The organism is Falsiroseomonas sp., from assembly GCF_041690465.1.
GTDB lineage: Bacteria > Pseudomonadota > Alphaproteobacteria > Acetobacterales > Acetobacteraceae > Falsiroseomonas.
This window is the reverse complement of record NZ_JAWLHG010000072.1, coordinates 1-15,764: the sequence shown is the minus strand read 5'-3', so window position 1 is coordinate 15,764 and position 15,764 is coordinate 1. Positions and strand designations below refer to the sequence as shown.

The window sequence follows — 15,764 nt, the reverse complement described above, 5'->3', positions numbered from 1 at the left end:
CCATCGGCCGCATCGTCGACGCCTTCACGCCTGGGGAGTGCGCCAACTACTTCGCCGCTGCCGGCTACGATGCAGACTGATCGGAAACCGCTCTAGCCGGCTGGATGCCTGGTGCTTGAGAACCTCGATGCAGGAGCATCGAGGCGGGCCGGTATGACAAGCCGGCAAGAGGGTGCCGCAAATTGTGGCAGGGGGCTGTGAGTCGGCCCGGAACGCGGCAGAATTTGCCCGCGACTGCTGTGGATATCCCGGGGGAGAACCGGCTGCAGCGCGCGGGAGACGGCGCGTGCCCCCCTTTGCCCGCGGGCCGGGCACGCGCATAAACCATCGCCCTTCCGTGCGGCCAGGGTAGCGGATGCGCCGCGGTGGCGATGGTTCAGAGGCGTCGCGGTCGAGCTTCGCGGCCACCCTCCCGCCAGGTCGGCGCCGTCGAGGCGAGACGCCTCCGGGCGCGCTGGGCGCCTGCCCGCGGCCACCGCCGTCGCAGCGCGGACATCGCCTGAATAGCCAATGAAATTGCGGGGGGCGTTCAACCCGACAGCGAGACATTTCTCGTCTGGGTCGTGAGAGCCCTCGTCTGCTACAGCTTTTGGTTTAAGAGCGCCTTGGTGTTCCAACCCCGGATCGCGATGGAGTCGGCGTGCAGCTTGGTCCTGTACGATGAAGCGCCGCCTGCAAGCTGGAACGACTTGGCCAGCCCCCAGGGGCTTGGCCCGGTGGTGGAAACCACGCCATGCATCGAGGGCCGAATGCGGGGAAGCGTTGCCGGCTTCCCCCTCGCCGGCAGGGACGCCAAAGCCCCGCAGCGGCGACGCATCCCGCCCCGCCGTCGAACGTCACATCCGCAGGCACGAAAGCTGCCACGCGAGCGAGGGCGCGCAGCAGGAGCGGAGGGAAGAGGCCAACGAACGCCTCGCTTTCGCCGCGAGCCGCGCTCTACGATCCTTGACACTGTGCGACTCGCGGTAGGGCGGGCGCCACAAAAAACTAAATTGTAGGTTTAGGCTACACCTATCTCACAATGTATGCCTAACTAGGGGGCGATAAGCGGCTGTCCTGCCACACCCCCCAGGCGTTTGGACCCGCTCAGGAGGATTGAATGGTTGTCCTGCCACCCCCCCCGGAGGCGATCTTCTCCCGGGAATTCCAGGGCTCACGTGCCGGTTCGCAGCCGCGCGAGGCGATGGCGACACGGCTGCCCGCATACGTGCAGCCCTTCCTGACCTGGCTTACCGCCAAGCCCGCCCCGGGCGAGGCGCCACCGCCGCGCAGCGCACTCTCCTTCGTCCTCGGCGCGCTGGCCTGGGTGTTCGGCGGCTGCGCCCTGACGGTGCTGCCCTTCCTGCTGACGGAGCCCGCGCTCGCCGCTTGGCTGCTCGTGCCCGCCGGCCTGCTCGCGACCAGCTGCGGTCTCGGCATCTTCCAGGTGGTGATCTTCCATCATTGCTCGCACGGGACGGTTTTCGCCACGCGCGAGCGGAACCACCAGGCAGGACGGCTGATCTCCGCGCTGCTGCTGTTCAAGCGATTTGACGACTACCAGCGCGAGCACATGATCCACCACAGCGCGAAGAAACTTCTCACCGAGGAGGACGAGTTCGCGGATTTCGTACTCGGCCTTTGCGGGCTCGAGGCCGGCGTGCCGAAGCGGGAATTGTGGCGACGCGTGCTAGTGAATTGCATCTCGCCGGCGTTTCACTGGCGTTTCCTGTCGCGTCGCGTGAAGGCCAGCATGTTCACCGGTGATGCCGCGCATGACTGGACAGGGCGGCTCGCCTGGGGTGGCGCGATCTCGCTGACGCTCGCGACCGGGACCTTCGGGCTCTTCCTGTTCGCCTGGGTGCTGCCGGTGACGATCCTGCTGCAGATCGCCACGGTCTTCCGCATCCTGGTCGAGCACAGCTTCCCGGAACCCCAGCTGATCGCCCAGCGCGACAAGGAGTTCGTCTGCCACGCCAGCGTCGGCGTCTTCCCCGGCCGCGAGCCGCCGCTCGAATGCGCGCGCTCACTCGCCGGGCTGATGGCCTGGACCGCCTGGTGGGCGGAAATGCTGACGGTGCACCTCTTTGTCCGGCTGTTTGTGCTGGTGGGCGACGCGCCCTGCCACGACTATCACCACCGGCGCCCGGCGACGCGTCGCTGGACCACCTACATCCATGCACGGCAGCAGGACGCCGATGCTGGCTCGCCGGGCTTCCCGACCGGGTATTTCGAGGCCTGGGGGCTGATGCGCGCCGTGGACCGCAATCTCGCCAGCCTCTCGGCGACCCGGCCCGCGACGATCGGCCGCGAACCCGCGGCGGAGCGTTCGACCGCCGGCCTCGGCCTGCAGCACGCGCTCCCGCAGGGCTGAACGGTCGCGCCCGCCGCCTGCCCATGTGCAGGCGGGGCCGCTCCGGCGTGCCTCAGCCGGGCGGCGGCGCCGGCTCGACGATGCGCGCGGCGGCGGCTGGCAGGATGATTGTCACCGTCGTGCCCTCGCCCGGCGCGCTGACGATGCGCAGCGTGCCGCCATGCGCCTCGACCAGGCCCTTGGCGATCGGCAGGCCGAGGCCAGTCCCGGGGAAGGTGCGGGAGTGCCCGCTGTCGATCTGCTGGAAGGGCTCCAGCGCGCGCGGGATGTCCTCCGCCCGCATGCCGACGCCGGTGTCGCGCACCGCCAGCTCCGCCATGCCGTCGGGGCGCAGCCTTGCGGAGGCGGTGACCGTGCCGCCGGGACCGGTGAACTTCACCGCGTTGCTGATGAGGTTGTTGAGCACCTGGCGGAAGCGCAGCTGGTCCACCTGCACTTCGAGCCCCGGCTCGCCGCGCCGCACTTCCAGCTTCACCTCGTTCTGCATCGCGAGTGCCGCCAGCTCGCGTGCCGAGGCGGAGAGCAGCGTCTCCGCCTTCGCCCAGGCGAGCAACAGCTGCGGCGCCACCTTGGCGAGGCTCGAATAGTCCAGGATGTCGTTGATCAGTTCCAGCAGCAGCCGCCCGGAATCGTTGATCTGCTGCGCATATTCCGATTGCTGGTGCTCGGTGAGGCGATAGCTGGAGCCCGGCAGCATCATGTCGGAGAAGCCGATGATGGCGTTGAGCGGCGTGCGCAGCTCGTGGCTCAGCGTGGCGATGAAGCGGGCTCGCAGCGCGCTGGCTTCCTCGGCGGTGGCCTTGGCGACGCGCAGCTCCACCTCCGCCCGCTTGCGCAGCATCACGTCGATGTAGACCGAGAGCGCACCCTCCACGAGTTCCTGGTCACCGGCCTCGAACGGGCGGCTGACATTGGATTCCGACTGGTTGCCGAGGATCAGCGCATGGCCTGACGCGCGGTCGTAGCACCACAGCACATAGGGCATGCGCAGGATGCCGGTCAGCTCATAGGCCGGGGTCTCGATCACCGTGCGCGCGGTGGTGAGGAAGAAGGCGGGGGCGGAGGGAACGGTGACATGCTCGGCCGGCGGGTCGGAGCCGAAGCCGATGGCGTGAGTCACGCGGAACAGGTCGGAATTGCCCTGCGCTGCCTCCCGCCGCACGAAGGCGGCTCGGTCGCAGAGCGTGTTCTCGACGATCACCTCCAGCATGGAGGAGCCGATCTCGTCCGGCGTCGCGCAGAGATCCGCCAGCCGGTGCGCCTCGCGGATGAGCTTGGCGACGGTGCGGCTGCGGCGGGACTCCCGGAAGGCCTGGCTCTGCTCCTCCTGCAGGCGCAGCAGGCGGGCGCCAAGGTCGTTGCACTCCCGCCGGTAGTAGGCGAGTTCACGCTCCAGCTTGCCGAGGTCGAGAATGCGGAGTTCCGTCAATCCCGCCTCCGGAGCACCGTCAGCACGCCGGTCCAGTCCAGCGGCCGGCTCTGCTCGCCGGCGAAAGGGGCGACTTCCACGCCAGAATAGAAGCCCAGCAGCGGCACCGCGGGGTCGAGCCCTCGCACCACGAGATCCGCTTCCTCGATGGAGGAGCCGCTGCGCGCACTCGCCCGGCCGGCGCAGTCGATGTAAAGGCCGAGCAGGTTCTGCCGCCCGATGGCCGTGCGGTTGATCGCTTCCACACCGCGCTTCACGGAATCCAGCATCAGGCCGTTGTCGCGGCTCATGATCTGCACCATCGCACCACGCTCGAAATCCGGCTCGAACAGGGTGATCGAGCCCTGTTCCGCATTGGCGCTGAGGATGAGGCGGTTGACGTAGGATTTCTCGTCATAGGGTGCATAGGGGTCGCCCTGCTTCTGGCCGAGGGTGGCCATCAGCGACAGCTCCTGCCCGCGGCCGCCGCCGATCGGCAGGCCGAGCATGCGCTCGATCACCTTCAGCGCCGGCTCTCCATCCAGCTCATAGACCGTGGCCCGGTCGATCCGGGTGATCTCCATGAAGGCGCTGACCGGACGGCAGCCGTGCAGGATCGCGGTCTCCGCCTCGACGCCTGGGGGGAAGACCAATGCGACGGCGACATGCTTGCTCACGCCCTCGCCGTCGAACACCCAGGCGCCGGTCATGTTCATGTCGGTCAGCAGGCCTCCGCCGACCAGGTTGACCGGCGCATTGCCCACTGCCTCGTTGAAGCCGGAGACGATCGCGCTGGCATGGTGCAGCCGCGGCGGCTGGGTACTGGCGACGCTGTCGAACAGCAGCAGCACGACGGATTTCTCCGTCACCATGCCACGGACCTTTTCGCCAATCTCTGCACCGGCCGCCCGTTCGTCGCGGTCGAGCGCGTGGCTGGTGACCACGCGCGGGGTACAGTCAGGGTCGTCGAAGGCGATCAGCCCCAGCTCGAAACCGCTGTAGCCAGTGCCGGCGCGCGAAATGGCGCCGGCTGCCGAACCGCCGACCACCGGCACCGGTCCGAGCGCCTCGCCGATCGCCGCGCGAACGGCGAAGGGGTCCAGCTTGCCGCCCGAGAACGCCATGATCAGCGCAGGCTTTTCCGACCTCAGCGCCAGCGCCGCAACCGCCTGCCGAACCGCCGAAGCGGGGTCCGGGCTTCTGCCATAGCCGACGCGCATCCTGGCCTCCAAGCCTGACATGGCGATCAGCGCCCCACCATGTCCAGGGCTGAGGGGCGCCGTTTCGGGACCGCCATCTTTATCTCCAATTCGTATAGGCGTCGTCAACCGAAGCGTGCAGATTCGTATCTTTATGTGAGACATATCCCATCGGTGTCTCGCCCGACGGGCTTCCGGCCAGGCGTGTGGGACGCCACTTGCGGCGGTCCGGAGTGGCGCCTAGCTTCCGCCGTCCAACACGGCTTCGGGGCTGCAGAGACATGTTCAGGGGATCGCTGGTCGCGCTGATCACGCCGATGCAGGCCGATGGCGCCCTGGACCTGAAGGCGTTCGCCGACCTCGTGGAATGGCAGGTTGCGGAGGGCACGCAGGGATTCATACCGGTCGGCACCACCGGAGAAAGCCCCACCCTGAGCCATGAGGAACATCACAAGGTCGTGCGTGCCTGCATCCAGGCTGCGCGCGGGCGCGTACCGGTGATTGCCGGCACCGGAAGCAACTCCACCGCCGAGGCGGTGGACCTCACGCGTCACGCCAAACAGGACGGCGCCGACGCCGCCCTGGTGGTGACCCCCTACTACAACAAGCCGACCCAGGAGGGTCTGTACCGCCACTACATGGCGATCGCCGATGCCGTGGAACTGCCGATCATCATCTACAACATCCCCGGCCGCAGCGTGGTGGACATGAGCGTCGAGACCATGGCACGCTTGGCGAAGCACCCGAACATCGTCGGCGTGAAGGACGCGACCGCCAACCTGACGCGCCCACTGCACACCCGCCTCGCCTGCGGCCCGGACTTCTGCCAGCTCTCGGGCGAGGACCACACGGCGGTCTCCTACCTCGCGGCCGGCGGACATGGCTGCATCAGCGTCACCGCCAACATCGCGCCCCGGCTCTGCCGGCATATGCACGATGCCTGGGCCGAGGGACGCGTGCAGGACGCCATCACCATCCAGGACCGGCTGGTGCCGGTGCATGACGCGATGTTCTGCGAGACCTCGCCCGGCCCGGTGAAGCATGCGGCCAGCCTGCTCGGCAAGGCGCGCGACCTCTGCCGCCTGCCGATGGCCCCCGTCGCCGAGAGCACGAAGCTGCGCGTGCGCGAGGCCATGACCGGCGCCGGCCTGCTCAACTAGACCCATGATTTCCTCCCCCGCTCTTGCGGAGGAGGGTCAGGGTGGGGGAAACCTGCGTCCCACATGGCAGAACCCCGCAAGAAAGGCCTGATCAGCCACGGCGTCGCCGCGCAGAACCGCAAGGCGCGCTTCGACTACAAGATCGGCGAGACCATCGAGGCCGGCCTGATGCTGGTCGGCCCCGAGGTGAAGAGCCTGCGCGCCGGCCGCGCCACGCTGTCCGAGGCCTGGGCCGGCGAGCGCAACGGCGAAATGTACCTGTTCAACTGCTACATCCCCGAATGGCAGGCCGGCAGCTTCGCCGCCAAGTTCGAGCCGCGCCGCCCGCGCAAGCTGCTGCTGCACCGCAAGCAGGTGAAGGAGCTGATCGGCTCCATCACGCGGGAGGGGATCACGCTGGTGCCGATGGACATCCACTTCAACGAGCGCGGCGTGGCGAAGGTGTTGCTCGGCGTCGGCGAGGGCAAGAAGAAGCACGACAAGCGCGCCGCCATCGCCGCGCGGGACTGGCAACGCGACAAGGCGCGGCTGATGCGCGACAAGGGCTGACCCGCGCCTGCTCTTGCAACCTGGCGGCACCACCGCACGTAACCGGCCCGAGGGCGATGGCATGGCGGACGAGGACGAAGTCAGGCTCACTGGTCAGGTGAAGGACAAGCTGGTCCGCTCCAAGGAGGCGTGGGCCCGCGAGGGCCGGCTGCTGACCGGCAGCACCGCGGACCCACTGGCCAAGCGTCTGCCGCCCGGCCAGCGCCTGGTGCAGGATTTCCCGGTTCTCGATCTCGGCGTGCAGCCGGACGTCAACCCTGCCAACTGGCGGCTGCGCGTCGAAGGGCTGGTGATGGCGCCGTTGCGCCTCACGCTCGAGGAATTCATGGCCCTGCCGCAGTCGGAGCGCGTCAACGACATCCACTGCGTGACGCAGTGGAGCCGCTACGACAACCACTGGCAGGGCGTGCCGGTGCAGGCCCTGCTGGCGATGGCGCGGCCGAAGGACGAAGCGCGCTTCGTCGCGCTGACCAGCTACGACGGCTACACCACCAATCTCGCCATGGATGACTTCGCACGCGACGAGAACCTGTTCGCTCATTCCTGGGCCGGCGCGAAGCTGGAGCGCCAGCATGGCGGCCCGGTGCGGCTCGTGGTGCCGCATCTCTACTTCTGGAAGAGCCCGAAATGGGTGACGCGGATCGAGCTGCTGCGCGAGGACCGGCCCGGCTTCTGGGAAGTGCGCGGCTACCACAATCGCGGCGACCCCTGGATGGAGGAGCGGTATGGATAGCATCGCGCGTCGTGCCCTTCTCGCCAGCCCGCTGCTGATGGCGGCGAGCCCGACGCCGTCGGCGTTCGACTTCACCCTGGACGCGCTGGAGGGTGGCGCCCTGCGGCTCGCCGACTTCCGCGGCCGCGCCTTGCTGGTGGTGAACACCGCGAGCTTCTGCGGCTTCACCCCCCAATACGCCGCCCTGCAGCGCCTGCACGAGAGGTTCGAGGCGCGCGGCTTCGCCGTGCTCGGCGTGCCGTCCAACGATTTCCGCCAGGAGAGCGAGGACAACGCCCGCATCCGCGATTTCTGCGACACGATGTTCGGCATCAGCTTTCCGATGGCGGCGCTGACGCGGGTTCGCGGGCAGGGGGCGCATCCACTTTTCGCCTGGCTTGCCGCTCGTGCGGGCGGCCCGCCGCGCTGGAACTTCCACAAATACCTGGTGTCGCGGGACGGGACCGGCGTGCGCTCCTTTCCGACCGCGACCGAGCCGGAGGCACCGATCCTGGTCCGCGCCATCGAGGCCGCGCTGGCGGGACAGGCGCTCGCCTGACCTGCGGTGCTCCCCCGAAGCTCGTTGAACGAAGCCGTTAAGCGCGCGCGTACCATTCGGCGCAGCGGTCGGTGAGGTCGGCTCAACCCGGGCCGATGCGCCTCACCAGCTCTGCCACCACCGCCTCGAACATCTCCGTGGTCAGCCGCCCGGTCTGGGTGTTGTAGCGGCTGACGTGATAGCTGTCGGCCAGCAGGACGCCGTCCGGCAGTTGATGGATCGCCCCATGAGCAAAGCGTAGCCGCGCCGCCGGAATGGCGAAGGATTTCATCAGCGCATTGTGCGCGACAAGACCGAGCGCCAGCACCGCCTTCAGCCGCGGCATGCCCGCGCGCTCCGCCACCAGGAAGCGGTTGCAGGTGGTGATCTCGGCGGGCGTGGGCAGGTTCTCCGGCGGCACGCAGCGCACCGCATTGACGATGCGCACACCGGTCAGCTCCAGGCCGTCCTTCGGATCCTCGCGGTACTCCCCGCGGGCCAAGCCGAACTTCAGCAAGGTGGCATAGAGAAGCTTGCCGGCATGGTCGCCGGTGAAGGGGCGCCCGGTGCGGTTCGCTCCCTTCACCCCGGGTGCGAGGCCGAGGATCATCAGCGGTGCCTCGCGCGGCCCCCAGCAGGGCACCGGTGCATTGTGCCACTCCGGCCATTTCGCGCGGTTGGCCTCGCGATAGGCGACGAGGCGCGGGCAGAGCGGGCAGTCGCGCCCGGGGGATTCGGCGGTCATCCCGTCCCGATAGCGGAAGCCAGGCTACTCCGGCAGGTCCACCGGGTCGCGGAAGGGCTCGGCGGGGGTGGCGCGCGTCCGTTCCGGCGCACGGGCCGGCACCGGGCGCAGGCGGGGCTCCACCTGGCGGCGGGTGATGTCGGGGGCGAGGTCCGCCAGGTCCATGAACTGGTCGGCCTGCCGGCGCAGATCGTCGGAGATCATCGCGGGCTGGGTGCGGATGGTGGAGGCCACCGTGACGCGCACCCCCTGCTGCTGCACTGCCTCCACCATGCGGCGCAGGTCGCCATCACCGGCGATGACCACGACGTGGTCGAGGCGCGGCGTCAACGTCAGAACATCCACCGCCATCTCGACCTCGATGTTGCCGCGCACCCGTCGGCGGCCGGCGGCGTCGGTGAATTCCCGCGCCGGCTTGGTGACCACGCAGTAGCCATTGTAGCCCAGCCAATCCACCAGCGGACGCAACGGCGAGTACTCGTCGTTCTCCAGCAGGGCGGTGTAGTAGGCGGCGCGGACCAGCCTGGCCTGTCGGCGGAAGAAACCGAGCAGGTTCTTGTAGTCCACGTCGAAGCCGAGATTGCGGGAGACGGCATAGAGGTGCGCACCGTCGATGAAGATGCCGAGTCTCTCCTGGGGATCGAAATGCACGGCGGGATCTTTCGCTCCAATGGAGCAGAACATAGGCAATTCGACAGGAAACGCCATCGGTCCGTTTCGCTGAGCGCGCTGTCGTGATCCTGATCGCGCTTGGGGCGAACCTGCCGGGTCCGGACGGCGCCCCGGCGCTGGAAACCTGCCGGCGGGCCGCCGCGGCGCTGGACGCGCTGCCCGGGCTGCGGCTGCGGGCGCTCTCCCGCTGGTTCGCGACCGCGCCGGTGCCGGCGGCGCCGGGCGTGCCCGACTACGTGAACGGGGTGGCGCTGCTGGTGCCGCGGCCAGGGGAGGGCGTTCCGGACCCGGCGATGCTGCTGGCCGCCCTGCAGGCGATCGAGGCGCGGTTCGGGCGCGTCCGTCCCTATCCGAACGCGCCGCGCACGCTCGATCTCGACCTGCTGGACCTGGACGGGACGGTCAGGGCCGCGCCCGACCTGGTGCTGCCGCATCCGCGCATGCAGGACCGCGCTTTCGTGCTGGCGCCGTTGCTGGACGTGGCGCCGGGCTGGGTGCACGCCGGCTCCGGCGGGCGGGCGACGGCGCTGCTGGCCGCGCTCGGCCCGCAGGAGGTGCGCCCCCTCGGCTAGCGCCTTGCGCTTCGCCCCTCCGGTGGCTACATGGAGGGTTCACCAAGAGAGGGGAGGGGTGCGCCCGGGGCTCTGCTTGCCCAGGCACCATCCGCATCCCCGCATCGGAACTGGAGCCGCCATGGCACGCGTCACGGTCGAGGACTGCGTCCTCAGGGTGCCGAACCGCTTCGAACTCGTCCTGCACGCCGCCCAGCGTGCGCGCAACATCAGCCGCGGCGAGGAGCTGACGGTCGAGCGCGACAACGACAAGAACCCCGTCGTCGCGCTGCGCGAGATCGCCGAGGACACCGTTGACCTGGAAAGCCTCCAGGCCGACCTCATCAAGTCCCTGCAGCGCGCCCCGGAGCCCGAGCCGGCCGAGGAGGAGGTGCTGGACCTCATCGCGACCGACGAAAATATCTTCGGCGTGATGGACGTCAACGAGGAGCCGATCGGCGAAGGCGCCGGCCTCGAGGACCTCTCGGCCGACGACATCGAGGCAGCGATCGCCGCCGAACTCGGCGGCAAGCGCTGACGCAGCAGCCGCCGAGCGGGGGCCTCGCCCCCGCATCCCGCACCGGGCGCCGCACAGCGGCCGGCGCGGGGGCGCGCGCATGAGCCTGCCCCGATGAGCCTGACGGGCACCCCGTCCTGGGCGCCCGAGGGCCTCGCCGGCGGCGTGCCGGCCAGTGCGGGGCAGGACCTGGCACGCAGCGTCGCCAGCTACGACCAGCGTGCCGACACCGCCCTCATCGAGAGCGCCTTCGAGCTCGCCGCCGCCGCCCATGCCGGGCAGACGCGCGAGAACGGCGATCCGTACATCACCCATCCCGTCGCCGTCGCGCAGATCCTGGCGCAGTACCGGCTGGACAGTGCCTCCATCGCCACCGCGCTGCTGCACGACGTGGCGGAGGATACCAAGACCGGGCTCGCCGAGATCGAGAAGCGCTTCGGCAAGGAAGTCGCCCGCCTTGTGGATGGCGTCACCAAGCTGACGCGCCTCGAGCTGCAATCGGAGCGCACCAAGCAGGCGGAGAATTTCCGCAAGCTGGTGCTCGCGATGAGCGAGGACATCCGCGTGCTGCTGGTGAAGCTCGCGGACCGGCTGCACAACATGCGCACCCTGCACTTCGTCCCGCAGGAGGCGCGGCGCCGCAAGACCGCGCGCGAGACGATGGAGATCTTCGCCCCCCTCGCCGAGCGCATCGGCATGGATGCGCTGAAGACCGAGCTTGAGACGCTCTCCTTCCGCGAGCTCGATCCCGACGCCTTCCAGACCATCGCCGCCCGCCGCGCCTTCCTCTACGGCCAGGGCGCCGAGCTGATCGACGAGATCAAGGACGACCTTGCCCGCGTGATGCAGGAGAACGGCGTCGAGGTGCTGGAGCTCACCGGCCGCGAGAAATCGCCCTACTCCATCTGGCTGAAGATGCACGGCAAGAAGGTGGAGTTCGAGCAACTCTCGGACATCATGGCCTTCCGTGTGATCGTGGCCGACAAGGCGGCCTGCTACGGCGCGCTGGGCGCGGTGCACAGTGCCTATCGCGTGGTGCCCGGGCGGTTCAAGGACTACATCTCGACACCCAAGCCGAATGGCTACCAGTCGCTGCACACCGGCGTGACAGTGCCGGAGAAGCGCAACGCCAAGATCGAGGTTCAGATCCGCACGCGCGACATGCATGAGCTCGCCGAATACGGCGTCGCCGCGCACTGGATCTACAAGCAGGGCGGGCTGGCTGCGCGCGACCAGCAGAAGTTCCCCTGGGTGAAGGCGCTGCTCGACATCCTGGAGCAGGCCGCCGAGCCGCAGGAATTCCTGGACGCTACAAGGCTCGAACTGCACCGCGACCAGGTCTTCTGCTTCACGCCCAAGGGCGACCTCATCGCCCTGCCGCGCGGCGCGACCTGCGTGGATTTCGCCTACCAGGTGCACAGCCAGGTCGGCGACCAATGCGTCGGCGCCAAGATCAACGGCGTCATCAAGCCGCTGCGCACGCCGCTCGAGAATGGCGACCAGGTGGAGATCATCACCGCCCGCGGCGGCACGCCCAACCCGCAATGGGAACGCTTCGTCGTCACCGGCAAGGCGAAGGCGCGCATCCGCCGCTTCGTCCACGCCCAGCAGCGGGAAGTCAGCCGCCAGGAAGGCCGCGCCGCTATCGCGCGTGCCTTCCGCCAGGAGGGCGTGGAGTTCTCCGAAAAGGTGGTCGAGCCCGCGCTGAAGCAGCTGAAGCAGCCGAGCTTCGAGGAACTGTGCCTGGTGGTCGCCGCCGGCGGCGTGACCCCGAAGGAAGTGCTGCACGCCGTCTATCCGGAGCTGAAGGGACCACCACGCGCGGTGGATCCGATGACCATCGCGCGCTCGCGTCCGCGCACGCTGGCGCAGGTTTCGGGAAAGGGCGGGCGGCGCGACGTGGCGATGGGCATCTCCGGCCTGGTCGCCGGGATGCAGGTGAACTTCGCCGGCTGCTGCCACCCGCTGCCCGGCGACCGCATCGTGGGTATCGTCACCACCGGCAAGGGCGTGACGGTGCACAAGGCGGACTGCCAGAACCTCTCCGGCTTCTCCGACAGCCCGGAGCGCTTCCTCGACATCGACTGGGACTACGAGGGTGGCGCCGGCGCAGCGCATCTCGGCAGGATCGAGGTGGTGGCCGCCGTCGACCGCGGCGCGCTCTCGGCGGTGACGGATGCGATCGCGCGGCAGGATGGCGCGATCGAGAACCTGCGCATCCACCATCGCGGCCCGGATTTCCAGGAGATCTCGATCGACGTCGAGGTGAAGGATCTGCGGCACCTGTCCAACATCATCGCCGCGCTGCGAGCCGTCCAGGGCGTGGCGCAGGCCGAGCGGGCGAAAGGCTGACCCCCTCCCACCATGATCATCGGCCTCGGCAGCGACATCCTCGACATCCGCCGCATCGAGCGGGTGATCGAAAAGCATGGCGAGCGCTTCCTCGACCGCGTCTTCACCCCGATCGAGCGCGCCAAGGCGGAACGCCGCACCGAGAAGATCCGCGCCGCCACCTACGCCAAGCGCTTCGCGGCGAAGGAGGCGGCGTCGAAGGCGCTCGGCACCGGCTTCCGGGAGGGCGTGTTCTGGCGCGACCTCGGCGTGGTGAACCTCTCCTCCGGACAACCCACGCTGCGCATGACGGGCGGCGCGGCAGTGCGGCTGAACGCCATCACGCCGCCGGGGCATCTCTCCCATGTCGCGCTGACGATGACCGACGAATACCCCTATGCGAAGGCCGTGGTGATCATCAGCGCGGTGCCGATGCCGGCCGCGCTTGGCGGCGGCCGGGGAGCCGTTCCTTGACAGCGGGGGGGGGCGCGCGCTCTATCCCGGGCTTCAGCGACCGACCCGGCAAGGGGGCCGGCCATTAGGATGCCCGCGAAAACCTCCTCCATGGCGAAGAAGCAGACGGGCGGCTGGCTCGAGTCCATCAAGACGATCGTCTATGCCGGGCTCATCGCCATCGGCATCCGGACGGTCGCCTTCGAGCCGTTCAACATCCCGTCCGGCAGCATGATTCCCACCCTTCTGGTGGGAGATTACCTGTTCGTCTCGAAATATTCTTACGGCTACTCGCGCCATTCCATGCCGTTCAGCCCGGGCCTGTTCGAAGGCCGCATCTTCGGCCGCCTGCCGGAACGTGGTGACGTCGCTGTCTTCAAGCTGCCGCGCGACAACGCCACCGACTACATCAAGCGCATCATCGGCCTGCCCGGCGACCGCCTGCAGGTGCGCGGCGGCGTGCTGCACCTGAACGGGCAGCCCGTGCGCCGCGAATTGCTCGGCAACTACACGGTGGAGGGCGACGGCCCGCGCATGGTGGTCCGGCAGTTCCGCGAGATCCTGCCGCCGCAGCCGGGCATCGAGCCGCACGCCCACACCATCCTCGAGATGTCGGACGACCAGCCCTACGACAACACGCAGGAGTTCGTGGTCCCGGCGGGGCATGTCTTCGCCATGGGCGACAACCGCGACAACAGCCTGGACAGCCGCGCACCCAACGCCGTCGGCTTCATCCCGGTGGAGAACCTGGTCGGCCGCGCGGAGTTCATCTTCTTCTCGGTCGACGGCTCGGCGCGCATCTGGGAGGTCTGGGCGTGGCCAATGGCGATCCGCTGGTCGCGGCTGTTCAGCGCGGTACGGTGAGCGACGCGCCGGCGGATCCCGTCGCCGCGCTCGCCGCGCGCCTGCCGCACGCCTTTTCCCGCCCGGAGTTCCTGCTGCACGCCCTGACGCATCGCTCCGCCGCGGATCCGCGGCGGCAGATGCTTGATTCCAACGAACGCCTCGAGTTCATCGGCGACCGTGTGCTGGCGCTGGTGATGGCCGAATGGCTGGCCGAGCGCTTCCCCGACGAGCGCGAGGGCGACCTCGGCAAGCGCCTTGCGGTGCTGGTGGCGCAGCAGAGCTTGGCGACGGTCGCCGAGTCGCTCGGCGTCGCGACGGCGCTGCGCATCCTCAACGCCGAGGAGCGCTCCGGCGTGCGCAACCGCGCTTCCGTGCTGGCCGATGCGGTCGAGGCGCTGCTCGGTGCGCTCTACCTCGACGGCGGGCTCGATCCGGCGCGGGAGCTGGTGCGCCGCGAATGGGCGCCGCTGCTGGAGGCCTCGGCCAGGCCGCCTGTCTCGCCCAAGACGCGGTTGCAGGAATGGACGCTGGGCCGTGGCCTCGGCCTGCCGGAATACGTGCTGGTGTCCACCTCCGGCCCCTCGCACCAGCCGGTCTTCGTCGTGCGCGTGCTGGCCGCCGGGCAGGACGCCGAGGGCACCGGTGAGAACAAGCGGGCGGCGGAGCAGGCGGCCGCGGCGCGGCTGCTGGAGGGGCTCGGCGCATGACCGCTGAGGGCGAGCGCACGCACCCCGCTGAAGACGGTAGCACAAGATGCGGCCTGGTGGCGGTGGTCGGCGCACCGAACGCAGGAAAATCCACGCTGGTGAATGCGCTGGCCGGGACGAAGGTGACCATCGTCTCGCCCAAGCCGCAGACCACGCGCTTCCGCATCCGGGCCGTGGTGATGCGCGGCCGGGCGCAGATCGTGCTGGTGGACACGCCGGGCATCTTCGCGCCGCGCCGACGGCTTGACCGTGCCATGGTCAAGGCCGCCTGGGGCGGCGCGCAGGATGCCGACCTCACCCTGCTGCTGGTGGATGCGCGCGCCGGCCTGAAGGATGATGTGCGCGCCATCGTGGAGGGGCTCGCCAAGTCGAAGCGCCCACTGATGCTGGCGCTGACCAAGGCCGACCTGATCCCGCGCGAGCGGCTGCTGCCGCTGGCGAAGGAGCTCAACGACCTGCTGCCCTTCCGCGAGACCTTCATGGTCAGCGCGGTGAAGGGCGATGGGCTGGACCGGCTGCTCGACATGCTGGCCGCCGCCATGCCCGAGGGGCCCTACCTGTTCCCGGAGGACGACCTTTCCGACCTGCCGCAGCGCATGCTGGCCGCCGAGATCGTGCGCGAGCAGGTGCTGCGCCAGACGCATGAGGAAGTGCCGCACCACGCCACGGTCGAGACCGAGCAGTGGGAGGAACGCAAGGATGGCAGCGCGCGGATCGACGTGACGATCTATGTCAGCCGCGCCACCCAGAAGGCGATCCTGATCGGCGAGAAGGGCGCGCGCATCCGCGAGATCGGAACCCGTGCGCGGGCGGAGCTCGAGAAGCTGCTGGAACGCCGCATCCACCTGTTCCTCAACGTCAAGGAACGCGCCGGCTGGGACGAGGAGCGTGGCCGCCTGCGGGCGCTGGGGCTGGACGATCCGACCTAGGAGCCTGTCCTTGTAACGGGTGATGAGGCTCGACAGGTAGGGCGCGGGGTGATTCGCTCTTCGGCATGAGGAAGAGCTTCCGGCCGTGGAGGGT

16 protein-coding genes are annotated in these 15,764 nt (G+C 69.1%); 12 read left to right on the top strand and 4 right to left on the bottom strand.

The genetic code is table 11. The features are described 5' to 3' along the window. The first annotated feature begins 1,099 nt into the window (after nt 1–1,099). Nucleotides 1,100–2,353 (top strand): fatty acid desaturase, encoded by a 1,254-nt coding sequence (locus tag ACESM1_RS29105; RefSeq protein WP_372624724.1) that lies wholly within the window; start codon nt 1,100–1,102, stop codon nt 2,351–2,353. 52 nt (nt 2,354–2,405) lie between these two features. Here the strand turns inward: ACESM1_RS29105 and ACESM1_RS29100 are convergent, their stop codons facing one another. Continuing rightward, a complete protein-coding gene (locus tag ACESM1_RS29100; RefSeq protein WP_372624723.1) occupies nt 2,406–3,782 on the bottom strand; it encodes a sensor histidine kinase in 1,377 nt (458 codons plus the stop codon). Then, nucleotides 3,779–4,981 carry an FIST signal transduction protein gene (locus ACESM1_RS29095; protein ID WP_372624722.1) on the bottom strand — a complete coding sequence of 401 codons (1,203 nt, stop codon included), beginning with the start codon at nt 4,979–4,981 and terminating at the stop codon, nt 3,779–3,781. Before ACESM1_RS29095 ends, ACESM1_RS29100 begins: the two co-directional genes overlap by 4 nt. 260 nt (nt 4,982–5,241) lie before the next feature. On the opposite strand from ACESM1_RS29095, the gene dapA reads away from it, so the two are divergent. The 4 genes from dapA (at nt 5,242) to ACESM1_RS29075 (ending at nt 7,940) form a co-directional block, all read left to right on the top strand. Beyond that, nucleotides 5,242–6,120, top strand: coding sequence for a 4-hydroxy-tetrahydrodipicolinate synthase (gene dapA, locus ACESM1_RS29090; protein ID WP_372624721.1), 879 nt, complete (start codon nt 5,242–5,244; stop codon nt 6,118–6,120). A 63-nt stretch (nt 6,121–6,183) separates the two neighbouring features. Then, the gene (gene smpB / locus ACESM1_RS29085) at nt 6,184–6,669 is read left to right on the top strand and encodes an SsrA-binding protein SmpB (protein WP_372624720.1); all 486 of its coding nucleotides are present in this window, start codon (nt 6,184–6,186) and stop codon (nt 6,667–6,669) included. A 61-nt stretch (nt 6,670–6,730) separates the two neighbouring features. Then, nucleotides 6,731–7,402 carry a sulfite oxidase-like oxidoreductase gene (locus ACESM1_RS29080; RefSeq protein WP_372624719.1) on the top strand — a complete coding sequence of 224 codons (672 nt, stop codon included), beginning with the start codon at nt 6,731–6,733 and terminating at the stop codon, nt 7,400–7,402. After that, nucleotides 7,395–7,940 (top strand): glutathione peroxidase, encoded by a 546-nt coding sequence (locus ACESM1_RS29075; RefSeq protein ID WP_372624718.1) that lies wholly within the window; start codon nt 7,395–7,397, stop codon nt 7,938–7,940. The genes ACESM1_RS29080 and ACESM1_RS29075 overlap by 8 nt, the downstream gene beginning before the upstream one ends. 82 nt (nt 7,941–8,022) lie before the next feature. Here the strand turns inward: ACESM1_RS29075 and ACESM1_RS29070 are convergent, their stop codons facing one another. Both ACESM1_RS29070 and ACESM1_RS29065 read right to left on the bottom strand, forming a co-directional pair. Continuing rightward, a complete protein-coding gene (locus ACESM1_RS29070; RefSeq protein ID WP_372624717.1) occupies nt 8,023–8,664 on the bottom strand; it encodes a uracil-DNA glycosylase in 642 nt (213 codons plus the stop codon). A gap of 24 nt (nt 8,665–8,688) precedes the next feature. Beyond that, nucleotides 8,689–9,315 (bottom strand): NYN domain-containing protein, encoded by a 627-nt coding sequence (locus ACESM1_RS29065; protein WP_372624716.1) that lies wholly within the window; start codon nt 9,313–9,315, stop codon nt 8,689–8,691. An 83-nt stretch (nt 9,316–9,398) separates the two neighbouring features. Between ACESM1_RS29065 and folK the strand changes: the two genes are divergently transcribed. From folK to era, 7 genes are all read left to right on the top strand, one after another. Then, complete coding sequence (folK, locus tag ACESM1_RS29060; RefSeq protein ID WP_372624715.1) at nt 9,399–9,908, top strand: 2-amino-4-hydroxy-6-hydroxymethyldihydropteridine diphosphokinase; 510 nt, start codon at nt 9,399–9,401, stop codon at nt 9,906–9,908. Between the two features lie 121 nt (nt 9,909–10,029). Beyond that, nucleotides 10,030–10,425, top strand: coding sequence for a DNA-directed RNA polymerase subunit omega (gene rpoZ / locus ACESM1_RS29055; RefSeq protein WP_372624714.1), 396 nt, complete (start codon nt 10,030–10,032; stop codon nt 10,423–10,425). A gap of 93 nt (nt 10,426–10,518) precedes the next feature. Continuing rightward, nucleotides 10,519–12,756, top strand: coding sequence for a RelA/SpoT family protein (locus tag ACESM1_RS29050; RefSeq protein ID WP_372624713.1), 2,238 nt, complete (start codon nt 10,519–10,521; stop codon nt 12,754–12,756). A gap of 12 nt (nt 12,757–12,768) precedes the next feature. Next, a complete protein-coding gene (gene acpS / locus ACESM1_RS29045) occupies nt 12,769–13,209 on the top strand; it encodes a holo-ACP synthase (RefSeq protein ID WP_372624712.1) in 441 nt (146 codons plus the stop codon). A 90-nt stretch (nt 13,210–13,299) separates the two neighbouring features. Then, nucleotides 13,300–14,052 carry a signal peptidase I gene (gene lepB, locus ACESM1_RS29040; RefSeq protein ID WP_372624711.1) on the top strand — a complete coding sequence of 251 codons (753 nt, stop codon included), beginning with the start codon at nt 13,300–13,302 and terminating at the stop codon, nt 14,050–14,052. After that, entirely contained in the window at nt 14,049–14,741 is a 693-nt protein-coding gene (gene rnc / locus ACESM1_RS29035) for a ribonuclease III (RefSeq protein ID WP_372624710.1), read from the top strand. The genes lepB and rnc overlap by 4 nt, the downstream gene beginning before the upstream one ends. After that, nucleotides 14,738–15,670, top strand: a complete 933-nt coding sequence (gene era / locus ACESM1_RS29030) for a GTPase Era (protein ID WP_372624709.1) — start codon at nt 14,738–14,740, stop codon at nt 15,668–15,670. The genes rnc and era overlap by 4 nt, the downstream gene beginning before the upstream one ends. Nucleotides 15,671–15,764: the final 94 nt, after the last annotated feature.